The 15,236-nt window shown below is 60.5% G+C and carries 17 protein-coding genes; 11 read left to right on the top strand and 6 right to left on the bottom strand.

What is annotated here, in order from left to right; genetic code table 11:
- Positions 1-49: 49 nt before the first annotated feature.
- Positions 50-226 carry a hypothetical protein gene (locus V6R85_RS01200; RefSeq protein WP_162993007.1) on the top strand — a complete coding sequence of 59 codons (177 nt, stop codon included), beginning with the start codon at positions 50-52 and terminating at the stop codon, positions 224-226.
- Between the two features lies 1 nt (position 227).
- Here the strand turns inward: V6R85_RS01200 and V6R85_RS01195 are convergent, their stop codons facing one another.
- On the bottom strand, positions 228-1,028 hold the full coding sequence (locus tag V6R85_RS01195; protein ID WP_111834261.1) for an aldolase/citrate lyase family protein: 801 nt from the start codon (positions 1,026-1,028) through the stop codon (positions 228-230).
- Positions 1,029-1,035: 7 nt separating this feature from the next.
- Entirely contained in the window at positions 1,036-2,253 is a 1,218-nt protein-coding gene (locus V6R85_RS01190) for an NAD(P)/FAD-dependent oxidoreductase (RefSeq protein WP_065694919.1), read from the bottom strand.
- Positions 2,254-2,580: 327 nt separating this feature from the next.
- Between V6R85_RS01190 and V6R85_RS01185 the strand changes: the two genes are divergently transcribed.
- Both V6R85_RS01185 and V6R85_RS01180 read left to right on the top strand, forming a co-directional pair.
- A complete protein-coding gene (locus V6R85_RS01185; protein WP_020809747.1) occupies positions 2,581-2,928 on the top strand; it encodes a hypothetical protein in 348 nt (115 codons plus the stop codon).
- A 157-nt stretch (positions 2,929-3,085) separates the two neighbouring features.
- Positions 3,086-4,198: a pyridoxal phosphate-dependent aminotransferase gene (locus V6R85_RS01180; RefSeq protein WP_060723988.1), complete on the top strand. Its 1,113-nt coding sequence runs from the start codon at positions 3,086-3,088 to the stop codon at positions 4,196-4,198.
- A gap of 305 nt (positions 4,199-4,503) precedes the next feature.
- On the opposite strand, the gene V6R85_RS01175 is transcribed toward V6R85_RS01180, so the two are convergent.
- Entirely contained in the window at positions 4,504-4,767 is a 264-nt protein-coding gene (locus tag V6R85_RS01175) for an SEL1-like repeat protein (protein ID WP_003509974.1), read from the bottom strand.
- Positions 4,768-5,370: 603 nt separating this feature from the next.
- On the opposite strand from V6R85_RS01175, the gene V6R85_RS01170 reads away from it, so the two are divergent.
- The 6 genes from V6R85_RS01170 (at position 5,371) to V6R85_RS01145 (ending at position 8,873) form a co-directional block, all read left to right on the top strand.
- A complete protein-coding gene (locus V6R85_RS01170; RefSeq protein WP_003509976.1) occupies positions 5,371-5,709 on the top strand; it encodes a DUF2147 domain-containing protein in 339 nt (112 codons plus the stop codon).
- A 163-nt stretch (positions 5,710-5,872) separates the two neighbouring features.
- Positions 5,873-6,469, top strand: coding sequence for a hypothetical protein (locus V6R85_RS01165; RefSeq protein WP_111834260.1), 597 nt, complete (start codon positions 5,873-5,875; stop codon positions 6,467-6,469).
- A gap of 159 nt (positions 6,470-6,628) precedes the next feature.
- On the top strand, positions 6,629-6,811 hold the full coding sequence (locus V6R85_RS01160) for a hypothetical protein (RefSeq protein ID WP_020809511.1): 183 nt from the start codon (positions 6,629-6,631) through the stop codon (positions 6,809-6,811).
- Positions 6,812-6,821: 10 nt separating this feature from the next.
- Complete coding sequence (locus tag V6R85_RS01155; protein ID WP_003509979.1) at positions 6,822-6,995, top strand: hypothetical protein; 174 nt, start codon at positions 6,822-6,824, stop codon at positions 6,993-6,995.
- Between the two features lie 103 nt (positions 6,996-7,098).
- Positions 7,099-8,604: an AMP nucleosidase gene (gene amn, locus V6R85_RS01150; RefSeq protein WP_003509981.1), complete on the top strand. Its 1,506-nt coding sequence runs from the start codon at positions 7,099-7,101 to the stop codon at positions 8,602-8,604.
- Positions 8,605-8,663: 59 nt separating this feature from the next.
- Positions 8,664-8,873 carry a type II toxin-antitoxin system VapB family antitoxin gene (locus V6R85_RS01145; RefSeq protein ID WP_003509983.1) on the top strand — a complete coding sequence of 70 codons (210 nt, stop codon included), beginning with the start codon at positions 8,664-8,666 and terminating at the stop codon, positions 8,871-8,873.
- Positions 8,874-9,044: 171 nt separating this feature from the next.
- On the opposite strand, the gene V6R85_RS01140 is transcribed toward V6R85_RS01145, so the two are convergent.
- From V6R85_RS01140 to V6R85_RS01130, 3 genes are all read right to left on the bottom strand, one after another.
- Positions 9,045-9,515, bottom strand: a complete 471-nt coding sequence (locus V6R85_RS01140; protein ID WP_003509984.1) for an OsmC family protein — start codon at positions 9,513-9,515, stop codon at positions 9,045-9,047.
- A 4-nt stretch (positions 9,516-9,519) separates the two neighbouring features.
- A complete protein-coding gene (locus V6R85_RS01135; RefSeq protein ID WP_162686144.1) occupies positions 9,520-10,893 on the bottom strand; it encodes an aspartate aminotransferase family protein in 1,374 nt (457 codons plus the stop codon).
- Positions 10,894-11,179: 286 nt separating this feature from the next.
- Positions 11,180-12,088, bottom strand: coding sequence for a diacylglycerol/lipid kinase family protein (locus tag V6R85_RS01130; RefSeq protein WP_003509989.1), 909 nt, complete (start codon positions 12,086-12,088; stop codon positions 11,180-11,182).
- Positions 12,089-12,323: 235 nt separating this feature from the next.
- Here V6R85_RS01130 and V6R85_RS01125 point away from each other — a divergent pair, with 235 nt between their 5' ends.
- Both V6R85_RS01125 and mgtE read left to right on the top strand, forming a co-directional pair.
- Positions 12,324-13,568, top strand: a complete 1,245-nt coding sequence (locus tag V6R85_RS01125; protein WP_080866556.1) for an MFS transporter — start codon at positions 12,324-12,326, stop codon at positions 13,566-13,568.
- 286 nt (positions 13,569-13,854) lie between these two features.
- Entirely contained in the window at positions 13,855-15,228 is a 1,374-nt protein-coding gene (gene mgtE, locus V6R85_RS01120) for a magnesium transporter (protein WP_020809600.1), read from the top strand.
- Positions 15,229-15,236: the final 8 nt, after the last annotated feature.

Genomic DNA, 15,236 nt, shown 5'->3' with positions numbered 1-15,236 from the left:
CTGCCTTGCCTTTTCGTATGGGTTTGAAATGTAATGAATGGGGGCGGATATGCGGTTCAGCGACGATCTTGAAACGGCTTTGTCGGATTTTGCGAGGGATCACGGCATAGACAGGGATGAGGCCATCCAGCGCATCATTCGCGCCGCCCTTATCAATAGCGGTTATCTCGCCTCCGGCGAAGAAGGTATTCCGCCGGAAAAGCTGAACGCCAGCAACGACGACTGAATTAATATCCCGACCGCGATGGCGCAGGCGCTGCTCCGCCCTTGTAACGGGCCGACAGCGCACGCAGGGTGTTGGCGAATTCCGTGACATCCGCCCCGACGGCGACGAAGGACGCGCCGAGTTCGAGATAACGGCGATTATAGGTTTCGTTAAAGGTGAGAATGCCGGCAGCCTTGCCCGCCTTGACGATCTTGACGATGGCCGCCTCAATCACCGCCTGCACTTCCGGCTCGTCTATGCGGCCGAGATAACCCATATCCGCGGCCAGATCCGCCGGGCCGATGAAGACGCCGTCCACGCCCTCCACCGCGAGAATATTATCGAGATCGTTGATCGCCGCGCGCGTTTCGGCCTGCACCAGCAGGCAGACGCTATCGGAGGCGCTGTCGGCATAGTCGGTTATTGTGTTGAAGGCGGAAGCGCGGGCAACGGCCGCGCCCATGCCGCGAATACCGCGCGGCGGATAATGCATGGCGCTGACCAGATCCGTGGCCTGGGTGGCCGAATCAACCATCGGCACCAGAAGCGTGCGCGCACCCGCATCCAGAAGCTGCTTGATCATCCAGCTTTCGCCGACCGGCACGCGCACCACGGGTTCCGCGGACGACGTGGCAAGGGCACGCAGCTGGTCGATGATGCTGCGCAGATCGTTCGGCCCATGCTCGCCGTCGATCACCAGCCAGTCGAACCCCGCCGTACCGGCGATTTCCGCCGTGATGGCCTCGCCCATATCGAGCCAGAGGCCGATCTGCGGCTTGCCGGCATGGATGGCGGTTTTGAAACGGTTTTCGGGAGCAGGCATGATATCCTCAGGAAAGCAGTAATTTCAGATCGGCGGAGAAGTCCGCCAGGATGGCGCGATCCGGCTCCGCGCCGGTATCGAGCAGTTTCTTGCCGGCAACATAGGCCTTGGCGTCATTGACGGCATCGACGGCGACGAATCGTCCATCGCGGAAATACCAGACGGACCAGCTGCCTTCGCGCGCACCGGGCCGGAGCACCGTCTCGTCGTAACCCAGGTTGAAGCCGGCAATCTGCAGCTTGGCGTCATATTGATCCGACCAGAACCACGGTTTCGGATCATAGGCGGTTTCAGCCCCGGTGAGCACGGCAGCGGTCGCCTCCGCCTGATCGACCGCATTCTGTACCGATTCGAGACGCACGTGCTGGCCTCGCCACGGCAGCAGCGCGCAATCGCCCACCGCATGAATGGCGCTGTCGGATGTGCGGGTATGGTCGTCCACCACGATGCCATTGCCGACATCGAGGCCCGATTCGCGGGCAAGGCGGTCATTCGGCGTCACGCCGATGCCGACGATGACGAAATCGACATCAAGCATAGAGCCGTCGGAGAGTTCGGCAGCGGCCACCCGGCCTTCCATGCCGACAAGGCGCACAAGGCCGGTCTTTTCGCGGATGGAAACGCCATGGGCCTGATGGATGCCGCGCATGATATCGGCGGTTTCTTTCGCCGCCACGCGCTGCAGAATGCGGTCGGCCATCTCGATCAAGGTCACCTCGAGGCCGAGCTTGCGGGCGACGGCGGCCGCTTCAAGGCCGATATAACCGCCGCCGATCACCAGCAGCCTGCGGCCGGGCTTCATCTCCTCCATCAGCCGGTTGGCGTCGCGCTTGTCGCGAACCGTCAGGACGCCTTCGAGATCACCGCCGATGCTGGCGGGCAGCAGGCGAGGTGCGGCCCCGGTTGCCAGGACCAGCCTGTCATAAGAAAGCGTGCTGCCATCCTGCATGCGCACGGTTTTTTCAGCGCGGTCTATCTCCTCCACCCAGGTGGAAAGCCGAATATCGACATTGTTTTCGGCGTACCATTCCTCCGGGCGGAACATCAGCCGGTCGAAACTCATCTCACCGAGAAGGTATTTTTTGGATAGCGGCGGACGCTGGTAAGGATAGGCATCCTCGGAACCGATGATGGTGATGGGGCGCTCGTCCTTCAGCGCCCGAAGCTTCGACGCCAGCGCGAAAGCGGCCTGCCCCGCCCCGACGATTACCAGCCTTCCCGTCACAGTTCACTCCCAGAACAACCACGAAGCGCCGATCCTGCCGACCCTCGCGAAGCCATATTACCGGATCAGGCGTAACGCCAAGTACGGCCCCAGTCAACCGCGCAGCAACGCCAGCCCGGTGCAAGCATGACGCATTATCAGCACAGGCTGCGGCACGACTGCAACCTGATGGGACCGAACGCATTTCCATAGTGGAAACATCGGCTTCCCCGACGGAAGATTGGTCGAGATCGACACACACTAGAGATAATTGCGCGCATTTCCTTCATGCCCTGGCAAGGAAGCGGCGTTAAAATCGGCACGAAAGAGGCAATCCGGGAGGTTGTCATGGCTTTACATATGGATATCAGTCAGAACGTCCCACAGGACGAGATGTACGAGAAATTTCAGATCGACCGGCCCGGCAAGATCACCTTCATCGGGCATCATCTCAGCGCCAAGGACACCATGCGCTGCCTGGTGCGGACCATTTCCCTCTACGGCGCCGAGCTGGATGTCAGCCCCGATCTGGAAATGCCGGCCAATTTCTATCTGGAAATTCTGGGCATCCGCGACGAGATCGGCTGCACGCTGATCCGCCGCGAGGAAGAAAAGGCCACGATCGGCTTCAACATGCTGATCGATGCGGAATTCCTGCACCATGTGCGGCGCCTGAGCTTCGAGACCAGCGTCTGACCTTGTCACGACAGGCCGATGGTTTTTTCCATCCCTTCTTCGCGACGAAAAATTCTGTTCCAAAACAGCCATGCCGCAACCGGCCGCGCCTTGCGTCCGGTTTTTTTGCACCTATTGTGAGCCGGGTTTTAAACACAGGTACCGGAACTTTCAGCCAATGTCCGCTTTTTCACGCCTTACACCACTTGCCGTCTCACTTCCTTCCACCGTTCCCTTCGTCGGCCCCGAGGCCATCGAGCGGAACCGCGGTTTGAAGGTGGAGGCGCGAATCGGCGCAAACGAAAGCGGCTTCGGCCCCGCCCCTTCCGTGCTGCTGGCCATGCGCGATGCGGCAGCGGAAACCTGGATGTATAGCGATCCGGAAAATTTCGAGTTGAAGGAAGCGCTTGCCATTCACCACGGCGTTGCACGCGGCAATATTGCCATCGGCAGCGGGGTTGATGGCTTGCTGGGCGAGATCGCCAGGCTGATCGTCGAGCCGGGCACGCCCGTCGTCACCTCGTTTGGCGGCTATCCCACTTTCAATTACCATGTAAACGGTTTTGGCGGGAGGCTCGTCACCACGCCCTATGTCGACGATCACGAAGACCTCGACGGTCTTCTCGACCTCGTTAACAGGGAAAATGCGCCGCTGGTCTATTTCGCCAACCCTGATAATCCGATGGGAAGCTGGTGGGAAGCGAGCGAGGTGGTTGCCTTTGCCCGCGCATTGCCGGAAACCTGCCTGCTCATTCTGGACGAAGCCTATTGCGAGACCGCGCCCGCGAGCGCCGTTCCGGCCATCGATGCGCTGATCGGCCAGCCGAACATCCTGCGCATGCGCACCTTCTCGAAAGCCTATGGACTCGCCGGCGCGCGCGTGGGTTACGCCATCGGCACGCTCGGCAATGTCGAAGCCTTCGACAAGATCCGCAACCATTTCGGCATGGCGCGCATTTCGGTCGCCGGCGCCTTGGCGGCGCTGAAGGACCAGGCCTATCTGCATGAAGTCGTTGGCAAAATCTCCGCGGCCCGCGAGCGGATTTCGGTAATCGCCCGCGAGAACGGCCTTTCACCGCTCCCCTCCGCCACCAATTTCGTCACCATCGATTGCCACCGCGATGGTGCTTACGCCCGCGCCATCGTCGATGGGTTGATGGAGCATGGTGTGTTCATCCGCATGCCGGGTGTTGCGCCGCTCAACCGCTGCATCCGCGTGAGCGTGGGGCCGGATGACAAGCTTGATCTTTTCGAACAGGCGCTGCCGAAGGTTCTCAAGGCGATCGGGTAAGTTCCCAACCAACCCTCATTCCTGTGCTCGTCACAGGAATGAGGGTTGGAAAGTCCGCACATTGCGCGCATCGATTCAACATCCTCCCGCAACCCCCTGCCCAGGAATCATTTTCCGGCAACGAGAGCTCATCAGACATAAGAAAACCGCGCCGGCCTTGTTCCTGCCGGTCGCGGTTTGATGTGTCAGCGCAAAAGCCCTTTTCAAAGCCCTCGCCGCGTTCCCCTTCGGGTTTACTTTCGTTTTGACCGGTCGTCGGGACTGGAGGGAACCGGACCGGAAATCTCAATAATGGCTTGGGTAAATCAGTGCATCGTCATCCAGTCGCGGGCGGCGCGCAGCGCTTCGGCGAGTTCCGATTTCGTCATGTTGCGGGCGAGATCAGCGCGCAGTGAAGCGGCTCTTTCCGATCCGCGGATCGCGGCGATGTTGAGCCATTTATGCGCTGCGATCAGATCCACCTTGCAGCCCCGGCCGGTCGCATAGACCAGGCCGAGATTGCAAAGAGTGTCGGCGCGGGTTTCGCCACCGGCAGCCATTTCGATATCGCTGATGTCAAAGCGTGCCATTGTTTTAATCCCTGTCTTTCTACCTGTTTCACCATTCGCCTTCTTGTCGAGGCTACCGTCCGGACCCGCCGTCTTTTGCGGCTTTTTTGTCCTTTCGTCCGGCAGGTTTTCCCTGCGCTTTTGATGAGTTCACTATGCCACGGGGCTTTCAACGGTCGCTTAAAAGGCATGATTAATGGGCCGCAAACAAACTGCAAACGATTGGTAAAATTGGGTTTTTGTTAAATATCACGAGCCGCGGAAATTAAGGACTTTGCGGCGAATTTTACGAAAACTTTAGAAATGGATTTAAACCCTTCCTTCACCACGATCAAAACAGCGGTTTTCGAATTCTCCCTTTTTCGCTCCTCCCGCTGCTGCAAATGCCGCGCCGCGGCCACAAATTTCTGTTTCCTTTTACGTGAACGTCAAATACTATCCGCGCTGCCCGTCATGAGGATGAAACGGGCAAAGGATATTGCGGTGTGAGGAGCAATCGTTGCGCCGCAGGGCGGCTTTGGGCCAGAAATGGTGCATTCGCATGCCAAATGGGTTTGATCTGCGCATCGCCTCTTCGGGCCTGTCCGGCCCAGGAAAGCCTGCGCGAATTTCGGGAGGAATTTTATGAAGCGTATGATGACGATTGCCGCCGCCCTCATGCTGAGCGGCAACCTTGCCTTTGCCGGCGAGGCGATCGAAGGCAATTGGAAGACGGCCAGCGGCGAAACCGCCGTGATCGGCCCCTGCGGCGGCGCCTTCTGCGTAACGCTGAAGACCGGCAAACACGCCGGAAAACAGATCGGCAAGCTTGCCGGCAAGGGAAACAGCTATTCCGGCGAAATCACCGATCCCGCCAATGACAAGACCTATAGCGGCTCCGGCACCGTTTCCGGCAACTCGCTGAGCATGAAGGGCTGCGTGCTGAAGGTTCTGTGCAAATCACAGACCTGGACACGGCTGTAATCGACAAGGCGGCGGGTGGGCTTTCTGTCCTCCCGCCTGCGGTCCCGCGCCTGACGGTGCGGTGCGCTGCCCAAGGATCGCGCCCGAAATTGCGGACAGACGCCGCATGGAAGCCATATATCCCTTGATGTATCGTTGCGCCCAACCCCAACGAGAGCAACGCATGCGCCCCACCCTTTCGACAATCCTGATCGCGGGCACCTCCCATGTCGGCAAAAGCACCCTTGCCGGCCTGCTGAGCGAAAGACTGCGCTGCGAGGCAATATCGACCGACAGTCTCGCCCGCCATCCGGGAAGGCCCTGGCCGGGCATTCCGGCACCGGTGGAGGAATATTACACACAGCTCTCGCCGGAAACGATCCACTGGTTTCTGAAGATACATCATCAGAACATCTGGCCGCTGATCCGCACGATGATCGACAGCAGGTCGGGCACCGGCGCTCCCGCAATCTTCGAGGGCGCGGCCCTGCGGCCGGAATTGATATCGCCGCTGCTCGGCAGCACGGTCGCCGGTGTCTTTCTCCATGCCGGCAATGATTTTCTTCTCGAGAGAATGCGTTCTCACGCGCAATATGAAGATGCGACAGCCGACAGGCGGCGGATCATGGACGCTTTCATCGAGCGTTCGTTGCGGGAAAACACCGACATGCTGGCATCCGCGCAGGAACACCATGTACCGGTTGTCGATGTGACCCAGCCTCAGGCATTCGAGACCCTGCTGACCGATCTTGCGGCACGCGCGGAGGCCCCTCTGTCCTGATCGAAAAGCGGGTGGTCCGCGAGATGCCCAGCGCCATTGCCGCGCCGATCCACCATGTCACCACCCGTTAACATCCCTGAACACCATATGAACCGGGGTCTCAGGGTCCGTTCAGTCCGAGTGTGGCAAAACTCTGTCCATCAACTCCAATAAAGGGGAATGGACATGGCAAAGCTGATCAGCCGACTGGCAATCTTCGCGTTTCTCATGGCGATCTTCGCCATGTCCTTCGCCTCGCTCGTCGTTAATCCGAACCGCAGTTTCCAGCGTGTGAATGCCGGTGCGGCAATTGCCTGCCAGCACAGCCCCTCGCCCGCCGCCAATTGCCCCGTCGTACTTTGAGGACCGGCCGATGACGACTAGTTTTTCCAACGGCCTGTTTTCCGCACTGAGACTGGTGCTCATGGCCTCGATCTTTCTTGGTCCGGTGGCCGGACTTGCGGTTTACAAGGCCGATCCCCGCCCCGCCTCCAAGGGCGCCGGTTTCGTGCTCCTGATGAGCCTTCAGCGCGGCGCGCTCGGCTGAGTTTCCGCCGCCCCAATATTGCTCCAGCCGCTTTTTCCGTTTCTTTTCAGTTTCTTCGTATTTCTGTCGCTTGCCTGTCGAATTTGGCCTCTTATAATGAGCCATGACAATAGCAAAACGAACGATTCCGCCCTTCACCTTCATCAGCCCCGAGCCTTTCGCGCCGCAGACATTCACGGACCCGAAAGAAGCTGTGGCGGCTTTGACCGCGCTTTACGAACGCAATACGGCGTTCCTCATCAACTCCTTCACCGACCTTGCCAAGGGCGCGCCGATCACCGGCCGTTACCGCGCCTGCTACCCGCAGGTCAGCCTGGAGACCGCCACCTTCGGCCATGTCGATTCGCGTCTCTCCTACGGCCATGTCACCGCCCCCGGCGTCTATACGACGACGATCACCCGGCCGGAGCTTTTCCGCCATTACCTGAAAGAGCAGCTGGGGCTTCTGATGAAGAACCACGGCGTTCCGGTGACGGTTGCTGAATCGGCCACGCCCATTCCGCTGCATTTCGCCTTCGGCGAAGGCGCTTATGTCGAAGCGGCGGCGGCATCCTCGCTCTCCGACGTGCCGTTGCGCGATCTTTTCGATACGCCCGATCTCAACAATACCGACGATCTCATCGCCAATGGCGAATATGATCAGGTGCCCGGCGAACCCGCGCCGCTCGCACCCTTTACCGCACAGCGCATCGATTATTCGCTGGCCCGCCTCAGCCATTATACGGCAACCAGCGCCAGCCACTTCCAGAACTTCGTGCTGTTCACCAACTACCAGTTCTATATCGATGAATTCGCCGCATGGGCGCGGCAGATGATGAAGAATGGCGGCGAAGGCTACACAGCCTTCGTGGAGCCGGGCAACATCATCACCCCTGCCGGCTCCGACAAGCCGGAAACGGACGCCGTTCTCGGCCGCCTGCCGCAGATGCCCGCCTATCACCTGAAGAAGAAGGGCCATGCCGGCATCACGCTCGTCAATATCGGCGTCGGTCCCTCCAATGCCAAGACGATCACTGACCATATCGCCGTGCTGCGCCCGCATGCCTGGCTGATGGTCGGCCATTGCGCCGGCCTGCGCAACAGCCAGCGGCTTGGCGATTATGTTCTGGCGCATGCCTATGTGCGCGAGGACCATGTGCTTGACGACGACCTGCCGGTCTGGGTGCCGATCCCCGCGCTTGCCGAAGTGCAGCTGGCGCTGGAAGGGGCAGTCGCGGAAGTCACCGGTTACGAGGGCTTCGAGCTGAAGCGCATCATGCGCACCGGCACCGTCGCCACGATCGACAACCGCAACTGGGAGCTTCGCGATCAGGCCGGCCCCGTCAAGCGCCTGTCGCAATCGCGCGCCATCGCGCTCGACATGGAATCGGCCACCATCGCGGCGAACGGTTTCCGCTTCCGCGTGCCCTACGGCACCCTGCTCTGCGTCTCCGACAAGCCGCTGCATGGGGAATTGAAACTACCGGGCATGGCGACGGAGTTTTACCGCACACAGGTCGCCCAGCATCTGCAGATCGGCATTCGCGCTGTGCAGAAGCTTGCGGCAATGCCGACGGAAACGCTGCATTCGCGCAAGCTTCGAAGCTTTTACGAGACGGCGTTTCAGTAAGATCGCACATCTTCGCCCTCAAGGTGGTGATGTCTGTTCATACACCTTGAGGCCGTGCGATGCGTGTGACTATCGACCTTGATGACGACTTGATGGCCGAGGCCATGGAAATCACCGGATTGTCCACCGTCGAGGCGACGGTTGGACGGGCTCTGAGAGAATTCGTCCGGGTACACTGGCAGAGACGTGCGCTTGAGGAACTGCGGGGGATTGGCTGGGAAGGCAATCTTGATGAAATCCGAGATGGCTCGGGCAAGGACGACGTCTAGCGGGCAGTGACGAAGGCCTGGAAACCTCTCCGTCGTCATCCTCGGGCTTGACCCGAAGATCCACCATCACACGCGGCAATGGATCCTCGGGGCAAGCCCGAGGATGACGTCGAGTGTGAGGGATGCTTTAACAGTCTGCCCACACAGACTGAATGAAGGCGACGTGTGCCTTTAAACCACCTTCACCGTCCCCTCCACACGCACGGGGAAATTCACCGATCTGGCGATAAAACATTTCTCATGCGCGTCATGGTGCAATTCGTCGGCTCTCGTGGGATCCCCCTTCGAAATGGTGATCACCGGCTTCAGCACCACCTCGCTGAATTGTCCGGCGCCGTCCTTTTCCATCAACAGCGTGCCTTCGGCATTGTCGACATAGTCTTCGACGATGATGCCGTTGACGGAGCAGAAATGCAGGTACCAGAGCTTGTGGCAGGCCGAGAGTGAGGCGACGAGCAGGTCTTCCGGGTTCCAACGGGAGGCATCGCCGCGGAAGGCAGGGTCGGAGGAGCCGGCGATATCGGCTTTTCCCGAGGTGGAAATCGTATAGTCGCGTTCATAGTCGCGGTAGCCGGACGTCCCCTTGCCGCGATTGCCCGTCCATTTCACCTGAACGGCGTAATGATGTTCCTGTCCTGCCATGTAATTACTCCTCCCTTATCGTATCACGCAGGTGGTCGAGCCCCTTGCGCAGCGTCTCGATGATCTCATCCACTTCCGAACGGCTGATTGTCAGCGCCGGCGAGGCCAGCATGCGGTCTCCCGTGGCGCGCATGACGAGGCCGTTTGCCAGGCAATGGTTGCGCACCGCGGTTCCGATATCGTCGGGCTTCGCAAAACGTTTGCGTGTCGCCTTGTCGGCCGTTATCTGCAGGCCGCCCATCAGGCCGACATTGACAGCCTCGCCCACCAGTTCGTGGTCCTCAAGGCTTTTCCAGCCTTGCGAAAAATACGGGCCGATATCGTCGCGCACCCGCTCCACCAGCCCTTCGGTCTCGATGATGCGGAGATTTTCAAGCGCTGCGGCGGCGCAGACGGGGTGGCCGGAATAGGTGAAACCATGATTGAAGTCACCGACCTCAGACAACATCACGTCCGCCACCCGATCCGAGACGATGACGCCGCCTATCGGCAGATAACCTGATGACAGGCCCTTGGCGACGGGCGCGAAATCCGGCTCCACACCGAAATGCTGATAGCCGAACCAGGAGCCGAGACGGCCGAAACCGCAGATCACCTCATCGGATACGAGCAGGATGTTGCGCGCCTTGCAGATGCGGGCGATTTCCGGCCAATAGGTTTCCGGCGGCACGATGACGCCGCCGGCGCCCTGAATGGGTTCGGCCACAAAAGCGGCAACGTTTTCCTCACCGAGCTCGTCGATCTTCGCTTCGAGTTCCCGGGCGACCTTCAGGCCGAATTCGGCAGGTGAAAGATCGCCACCCTCGGCGTACCAATAGGGCTGGCCGATATGGGCGATACCCTCGATCGGCAGGTTACCCTGCTCGTGCATCCATTTCATGCCGCCGAGCGAGGCTCCGGCCACCGTCGAGCCGTGATAGCCATTGCGCCTCGCAATCACCTTCGTCTTCGTCGGATGGCCGAGCGCCTTCCAGTAGACCCGCGCCATGCGGAACCAGGTATCGGTCGCTTCCGATCCGGAATTGGTGAAGAACACATGGTTCATGTCAGGCCCGGCGCGGGAGGCGATTTTCTGCGCCAGAAGTGTCGCCGGCGGCGTGGTGGTGCCGAAAAACGCGTTGTAATAGGGCAGCTCGTTCATCTGGCGCTGCACGACATCGGCGATCTCGCGGCGGCCATATCCAATATTCACGCACCAGAGGCCGGCAAAGGCGTCGAGATATTTCTTGCCGGTGCTGTCATAGATGAACACCCCTTCCGCGCGCTCGATGATGCGGGTGCCGGCGGCATTCAGCTTGCCCATATCGGAAAAGGGATGAAGGTGATGGGCGGCATCGATGGCGGCGAGGTTGGACAGCGGCTTGGAGATTTCATTCATGACAGATCGCACTCCCATAAAGGCAACGGCGCTCACGCCACCGCGCCCGCCGAACATGGCCGGGCGGATTCGATTTGGCAAGGCTGGCGTTTTTTAGGGGGAGCGAATGGAACGAGCGGTTGCCGCTAGTTTCTTCTTCCCGCCGCGGAGAAGGTGGCCCGAAGGGTCGGATGAGGGGGTATCGTTGCCGGACTTCGGAGACCTCGCCCCCTCATCCCGCTGCCGCGGACTTCTCCCCCTCGGGGAGAAGAAACAAGGGTAATCGCCCAATTCACAGGCGGTTGCACTATGCGAAAAACGCCCGCCCCACCAGCACCTTCAATTCGCCCGCATGAACTTTCAGCGCCACATCCCGCTCCATCGGCAGCAACTCGCCATCGATGACACATCGCAGGTCATGGCGCTTCTTGGGGAAATGCAGTTCCACATCCGTCACGGTCATGGCGGTGACGGCGGCGTTTTCCTTCAGCCTGCCGCGCAGAATGTCGAAAGCGAGTTTCGCAACGCCGGAGGGACGCAGCGGATCGGCAAGATAAAAGCCGAGATGGCCGCCCGAGACATTATCCGCCACCATCAGCGAGCTCTGGCCGAACTCGTTGTTGGAGACGGAAATGGCCGAAACCTTGCGATGCTGCGTCCTGCCATTGACAGTATATTGCACCTCGAACACCGGCGGATTGAGGATGACGTTGATGGCGGCGCGGATGCTCGCCTTGATCTTGCCAAGACGGGAGGCGAAAGCGAGATTGTTGCGGTAGCGCACCATGCGCGAATGCAGACCTGCGGAAAACTGGTGGACGAAGAGGCGGCCATTGGCGCTGGCGATGTCGACACTGGCAATCTCGCCACTCGCCAGCGTTTCCAGCGCCTGGCGAATATCGAGCGGCAGCTTCAGCGAGCGGGCGAAGAGGTTCATGGTGCCGGCCGGAACGATGCCGAGCGCGATGCCGTGCTTCCAGGCGATGGCCGCTGCTGCGGAAATCGTGCCGTCGCCGCCGCCGGCAATGATGGCTTCAATGCCCGGTTCATCGGCGGCGCGTTCCATTTCCTCGACGATATCTTTTCCGGAGACCAGACGGCAATCGATCGTGTGGCCGGCACGGGTGAAAACGTCGCGGGCGTGTTCGCAATAGGCTTCCATGTCAGTGGTACGAAAAGTGCCGCCGTCGCGATTGAAAATTGCAATGAGCTTCATGTTTCCAACCCGATCCAGTAACGCAGCCGCGCGTAAATGCCTGTCGTCATATAGAGTTCCGAACACCATCGCGTGAAGATGCTCTTTTGCCGAGAATCGCTCTACCGCAACGCATCATTTCATGTTAGGGATCACTTAAGGTCATTTTCATGACCGCGCATCTCCAGTCAGGGCAGACCGCTCCCATACGGTCTTGCCCTTTTTTCTGTGGGCCCTTCCCGTTTTTCAGGTCACGATGAGCCAGTCGAATATTTCCGAAGCCCGCCCTGGCGCGGAGAATGAAACCGTTTACACGGCAGCGCCAGCCGTGGCCCTCTCCCCGCTTGCCATCGCACTTATCGAACTGGCGCTTGCCGCCGGCGGCTTCGGCATCGGCACCGGTGAATTCGCCATCATGGGCCTTTTGCCTGACGTTGCCACCACCTATGGCGTCACCGTTCCGCAGGCGGGTTACGTCATCACCGCCTATGCGCTCGGCGTCGTCATCGGCGCGCCGATCATTGCGGTGCTTGCCGCGCGCATAACGCGTCGTACCCTGCTTCTCGGCCTGATGGGGCTTTTTGCGGTCGGCAATATCCTGAGCGCCCTTGCACCTGATTTCCTGAGCTTCACCGTCCTGCGCTTCATCACCGGCCTGCCGCATGGCGCCTATTTCGGCGTTGCGGCGCTGGTGGCGGCCTCCATGGCGCCCATCCACAAGCGCGCCCGCGCCGTTGGCCGCGTGATGCTCGGCCTCACCATCGCCACCCTGCTCGGCACCCCGCTTGCCACCTTCTTCGGCCAGCTTCTGTCCTGGCGCGCGGCCTTCATGCTGGTCGGCGGCATCGGGCTGTTGACGGTCGCCCTTCTCTGGCTGTTCCAGCCGCGTGACAGGGTGGAGGAAGGCGCCAGCGTGTGGCGCGAACTTGGCGCTTTCCGGCGCGTGCAGGTGTGGCTGACGCTTGCCATCGCCGCCGTCGGTTTCGGCGGCATGTTCTCTGTGTTCAGCTATATCGCCAAGACCACCACCGATGTGGCGATGATGCCGGTTTCCACCGTTTCCATGGTGCTGGCGCTGTTCGGCATCGGCATGAATGTCGGCAATGTCGTCGGCTCGCGGCTGGCGGATATCTCGCTCAACGGCACGATTGGCGGCATGCTGGCCTTCAACGTGCTTGTCATGACCGTGTTTGGCATGACGGCGGACAATCCATTCATGCTCTGCCTCTGCGTCTTCCTGATCGGCTGCGGTTTCGCAGCCTGCCCGGCCGTGCAGACCCGGCTGATGGATGTGGCGCAGGATGCGCAGACGCTGGCTGCCGCCTCCAACCATTCCGCCTTCAACATCGCCAACGCGCTTGGCGCCTGGCTTGGCGGCCTCGTCATCGCCATGGGTTTCGGTTACGCCTCGACGGGTTATGTCGGTGCGGTTCTTTCCCTTCTCGGGCTTGGCGTTTTCCTCGTTTCCGTCACCGTCGAGCGGCGCGCAAAAGCCGGCTGAATGCCGGTTTTTTAACCGCTTGAATGCCCTTTCCGGGACCCGCCCGGAACCTTACGGAAATTTCACAATAGGCCCGCTTGACTCTTTTTCGTTTCAGGCGCAACACGGCGTTACGCACGGGCCGTGACCCGGAACTGTGCGGATTTCAACGGAGCATCATTAGATGTCTAGCGACAGTAGTAGTCGATTGCCTTTGCCGAAAGCGGCGAACGGGAACTGATCCGACCTCTGTCGGCTCACCACCGCGTTCGCCGTAATCGGCGAATCGACGGAAAGGTGAGCAATCATGAACTTCCACACTCTCTCCCAGAGAGCCAGCAAGGCCGCACGTCTTCTCCGCAGCGGAAATGCCGGTTCCACCACCATCGCAGAACGTGTCGAGCACCTCAACACGCTTGATACCGACGCAGCCGTAGCTGCCCTGCTTGCCATGCCGCAGGCAAAGGCCGTTGCCATTCTCGACCGGCCGGAACTGCATGACGCAGCCGCCATCATTGCCGGCATTCCGCTCGAACAGGCCGCCCGTTTCGTCAACCTCATGTCCGACGACCGCGTCGCCGACGTCATGGCGGAAATGGAAGAAGAGCCCCGCGCCAAGCTGTTTGCCCGGCTGGACCGCACCACGGCGCTCTCCATCCAGCATCTGATGGGCTATCCGCCGCGCACCGCCGGCTCCATCATGACCACGGAATTCGTCAGCGTGCCCGACAGCTGGACGGTGGAACAGACCCTTTCGCACATCCGCGTCGTCGAGCGGTCGCGTGAAACGGTCTATGCCATCTATGTGCTGGCGCAGGACGGGACACTCTCCACGGTGGTGACGCTGCGTCGCCTGCTGACCGGCGAACCGGGCGCTTCCATCCTCTCCGTCGCTTCGAAGGAGGGCATTGCCTATGCGAGCCCCCTGATGTCGCAGGAGGATGTCGCCCGGCTGATCCGCAAGCACGACCTTCTGGCCCTTCCCGTTGTCGATGACCATTCGCATATCCTCGGCATCGTCACCGTTGACGACGTGATCGACACCATGATCGCCGACACCACGGAAGACGCCCACAAATTCGGTGGTATGGAGGCGCTCGGCAAGCCCTATATGACGATCGGTTTTCCGGACATGATCCGCAAGCGCGCCGGCTGGCTCGCAGCCCTGTTCCTCGGTGAAATGCTGACGGCCAGCGCCATGCAGCATTTCGAGGGCGAACTGGAAAAGGCCGTGGTGCTGACGCTGTTCATTCCGCTCATCATGTCGTCAGGCGGCAACTCCGGTTCGCAGGCCACCTCGCTCATCATCCGGGCGCTGGCGCTCGGCGAACTGAAGCTTTCGGACTGGTGGCGCGTGCTGCTGCGCGAAATCCCGACGGGCCTGACGCTCGGCTGCATTCTGGGCGCCATCGGCTTCCTGCGTCTGACGGTCTGGCAGCAGGCAGGTTTCTACGATTACGGCGAACACTGGCTGCTGGTCGGTGCAACCGTTTTCGCGGCGCTTGTCGGCATCGTCACCTTCGGTTCGCTGGCCGGTTCCATGCTGCCCTTCATCCTGCAGCGCCTGCGGCTCGACCCCGCCAGCGCCTCTGCCCCCTTTGTCGCCACGCTGGTGGATGTCACCGGCCTTATCATCTACTTCTCGGTGGCGCTGGCGATCCTCAGCGGCACATTGCTCTAAAGACAAAA

This window comes from Agrobacterium sp. CCNWLW32 (assembly GCF_037083425.1).
GTDB lineage: Bacteria > Pseudomonadota > Alphaproteobacteria > Rhizobiales > Rhizobiaceae > Agrobacterium > Agrobacterium radiobacter.
The sequence above is the reverse complement of the archived record's forward strand: the minus strand, read 5'-3'. Positions and strand labels throughout refer to the sequence as shown.

What these genes read in the sequence shown, in the direction of transcription:
- V6R85_RS01140 (WP_003509984.1), bottom strand. Translation starts at nt 9,515, where the DNA reads ATGGCAGGACAGGAACATCATTACGCCGTTCAGGTGAAATGGACGGGC.
- V6R85_RS01130 (WP_003509989.1), bottom strand. Translation starts at nt 12,088, where the DNA reads ATGAAGCTCATTGCAATTTTCAATCGCGACGGCGGCACTTTTCGTACC.
- V6R85_RS01175 (WP_003509974.1), bottom strand. Translation starts at nt 4,767, where the DNA reads ATGGCACGCTTTGACATCAGCGATATCGAAATGGCTGCCGGTGGCGAA.
- V6R85_RS01145 (WP_003509983.1), top strand. Translation starts at nt 8,664, where the DNA reads ATGCGTGTGACTATCGACCTTGATGACGACTTGATGGCCGAGGCCATG.
- amn (WP_003509981.1), top strand. Translation starts at nt 7,099, where the DNA reads ATGACAATAGCAAAACGAACGATTCCGCCCTTCACCTTCATCAGCCCC.
- V6R85_RS01160 (WP_020809511.1), top strand. Translation starts at nt 6,629, where the DNA reads ATGGACATGGCAAAGCTGATCAGCCGACTGGCAATCTTCGCGTTTCTC.
- V6R85_RS01170 (WP_003509976.1), top strand. Translation starts at nt 5,371, where the DNA reads ATGAAGCGTATGATGACGATTGCCGCCGCCCTCATGCTGAGCGGCAAC.
- V6R85_RS01165 (WP_111834260.1), top strand. Translation starts at nt 5,873, where the DNA reads ATGCGCCCCACCCTTTCGACAATCCTGATCGCGGGCACCTCCCATGTC.
- V6R85_RS01155 (WP_003509979.1), top strand. Translation starts at nt 6,822, where the DNA reads ATGACGACTAGTTTTTCCAACGGCCTGTTTTCCGCACTGAGACTGGTG.
- V6R85_RS01185 (WP_020809747.1), top strand. Translation starts at nt 2,581, where the DNA reads ATGGCTTTACATATGGATATCAGTCAGAACGTCCCACAGGACGAGATG.
- V6R85_RS01195 (WP_111834261.1), bottom strand. Translation starts at nt 1,028, where the DNA reads ATGCCTGCTCCCGAAAACCGTTTCAAAACCGCCATCCATGCCGGCAAG.
- V6R85_RS01180 (WP_060723988.1), top strand. Translation starts at nt 3,086, where the DNA reads ATGTCCGCTTTTTCACGCCTTACACCACTTGCCGTCTCACTTCCTTCC.
- V6R85_RS01125 (WP_080866556.1), top strand. Translation starts at nt 12,324, where the DNA reads ATGAGCCAGTCGAATATTTCCGAAGCCCGCCCTGGCGCGGAGAATGAA.
- V6R85_RS01200 (WP_162993007.1), top strand. Translation starts at nt 50, where the DNA reads ATGCGGTTCAGCGACGATCTTGAAACGGCTTTGTCGGATTTTGCGAGG.
- V6R85_RS01135 (WP_162686144.1), bottom strand. Translation starts at nt 10,893, where the DNA reads ATGAATGAAATCTCCAAGCCGCTGTCCAACCTCGCCGCCATCGATGCC.
- mgtE (WP_020809600.1), top strand. Translation starts at nt 13,855, where the DNA reads ATGAACTTCCACACTCTCTCCCAGAGAGCCAGCAAGGCCGCACGTCTT.